Source organism: Streptomyces sp. NPDC054847, from assembly GCF_053610925.1.
Genome location: NZ_JBSGZJ010000705.1, coordinates 1 through 2,149, shown reverse-complemented (window position 1 = coordinate 2,149; position 2,149 = coordinate 1). Strand labels below are relative to the sequence as shown.

The 2,149-nt window shown below is 70.5% G+C and carries 3 protein-coding genes; 2 read left to right on the top strand and 1 reads right to left on the bottom strand.

Features of this window, described 5'->3' with window-relative positions; all coding sequences use genetic code 11:
- A partial coding sequence (locus ACWGH4_RS34460; protein ID WP_453467772.1) for an enoyl-CoA hydratase/isomerase family protein occupies positions 1-770 on the bottom strand: 770 nt, incomplete at its 3' end.
- A gap of 82 nt (positions 771-852) precedes the next feature.
- Here ACWGH4_RS34460 and ACWGH4_RS34455 point away from each other — a divergent pair.
- Both ACWGH4_RS34455 and ACWGH4_RS34450 read left to right on the top strand, forming a co-directional pair.
- Positions 853-1,536, top strand: coding sequence for an HdeD family acid-resistance protein (locus ACWGH4_RS34455; protein WP_453467770.1), 684 nt, complete (start codon positions 853-855; stop codon positions 1,534-1,536).
- A 133-nt stretch (positions 1,537-1,669) separates the two neighbouring features.
- Positions 1,670-2,146, top strand: coding sequence for an ATP-binding protein (locus ACWGH4_RS34450; protein ID WP_159683950.1), 477 nt, complete (start codon positions 1,670-1,672; stop codon positions 2,144-2,146).
- Positions 2,147-2,149 lie beyond the last annotated feature (3 nt).

The window sequence follows — 2,149 nt, the reverse complement described above, 5'->3', positions numbered from 1 at the left end:
CACGCGGATGACGCCGCCCACGAGAAGTGCGGCGCACGCCGCTCGAGGAAGGCGGCGACCCCCTCCGCGGTGTCGCCGCTGCCGTGCGCCTGCTCCGCCCAGTACGCGTCCCGGTCCGTGCGGCCTGCGGTGAACTCCTTCGCCGCACACTGCGTGAGCTGCGATCTCGACACCAGGATCCTGGTGAACTCGGCCGCCCGCCGGCCCAGTTCGTCCCCCGGCAGCACCTCGTCGACGAGCCCGGTCCGCAGCGCCCGCCCGGTGTCGATCAACTCGCCGGAGAACAGGAGGTACTTGGCCGCGGCCGGACCCACCAGTGCCGCGAGCCGGCGCGTCGAGCCCGCCGGGTAGACGATGCCCAGCTTGGCCGGTGTGACCCCGAACAGCGTGTCGCGCTCGGCGAAGCGCAGGTCGCAGGCGGCGGCGAGCTGACAGCCGCCCCCCACGCAGTAGCCGCGCACCACGGCGAGCGTCGGCTTGGGGAATGCCGCCAGGGCCTCCTCCGCATGCACGGCCAGCGCCTGCGGGTCCTCGCCGGGCAGCCGCAGCGACGAGATGTCCGCCCCCGCGCAGAACGTCCCGCCCTCGCCGGTCAGCACCAGTGCCCGTACGGCCGGGTCCGTTGCCAGTTTCCCGAGCAGCTCCGGAAGCGCCCGCCACATGTCCGCGGTCATGGCGTTGCGCTTGGCGGGATTGCTGATCACGACCGTGGCGACACCGTCCGCGACGGTGTGCCTGAGCCGGGGCGGATGCGCGTTCGGGGACTCCATGCGCCGGATGCTATCCGGCGGGCACGAACCTATGATCAAGAAGGGGTGCCGCTGCCACGGGGGTTCGCCGAGGAGTCGTCCGATGACCCGTACCGCGCACCACGAGAAGAACCACCGCAGCCGGGAGAAGAGCCTGCGCCGCGGCTTCGGAAGACTGGCCGCGCTCGGCGCGATCCTGGCCGCGGGCGGTCTGGTCGGCCTGGTCTACACGGGTGTGGCGACCCTCACCTCGATGCTCCTGTTCGGCTGGCTGCTGCTGATCTGCGGGATCGTCGGCCTGCTCCACGCGGTCGAGTCGCGCGGCAGCAACTTCTTCTGGCTCGCCGTCGTGGTCGCCGCGCTCAACATCGCGGCCGGCGCGATCGTCATCCGCCATCCGGAGACCGCGGCGGCCGGTCTCGTCATGTTCGCCGCCCTGCTGTTCCTGACCGGCGGACTCTTCCGGCTGGTGGGCAGCATGGTGGTCCGCGGCCCGCAGTTCGGCTGGACCCTGGTGCAGGGGGCCTTCGATCTGCTGTTGGGTGTGCTGGTCCTGGCCGACTGGCCGGAGAGCAGTTGGTACGTCCTCGGCACCTTCTTCTCGCTGGCGCTGCTTTTCGACGGCCTGGGCCTGATCGCGATGGGGGTCGGCGGCCGGCGCGTCGTCAGCATGGTCACGGAGCAGGACGAGGGACCGCGGAAGGGCCGGGAAAACGCTGATAAGAGTGCTGAAACGATCGATCCGGGGAAGCGGGCAGAAGGTGGTTCCGACCAGTCACACAACTGACGCTGTCATACGCACCCGGTCAAAACGCGTCGATCGGCGTTCACTTCCGTTCAGTGGTACGGCACGGACCAACTGACTACCAACACTTGTTACCCGAAGGTCAGTGGGACGAGCCGAAGGTGGGTGCCGGACTATGGAGAGCCGCGGGAGCGTGCCGGCCCGGCCGCTGTCGTACGAGGGCGTCTGGCGGTTCACCGCTCCCGCACTCGACGTGTCCGTCCCGCAGGCCCGGCACGCCGTGCGGGACCTGCTCGCCCGCCAGGGCGTCCCGGTCGCCGACGACGTGGTGCAGGGCCTGCTGCTGATCGTGTCGGAGCTGGTCACCAACACCGTGCGGCACGCCGCTCTGCTCTCGCCGGAGGTCGCCGTCGAGGTCGCCATCGGCACGCACTGGGTGCGGGTCTCGGTCGAGGACAACCATCCCTACCGTCCCAAGGCTCTCGAGACCGACGCCGCGCAGACGGGTGGCAGAGGACTGCTGCTGGTCCGCGAGATCACCCGGGAGGCCGGCGGTATCTGCGACGTCGAGCACACCGCGAGCGGCGGGAAGATCATCTGGGCGGAGCTGCCGCTGGCGCACCGGTTCCAGGACGGCGCGGCGCCCGTATGAGGC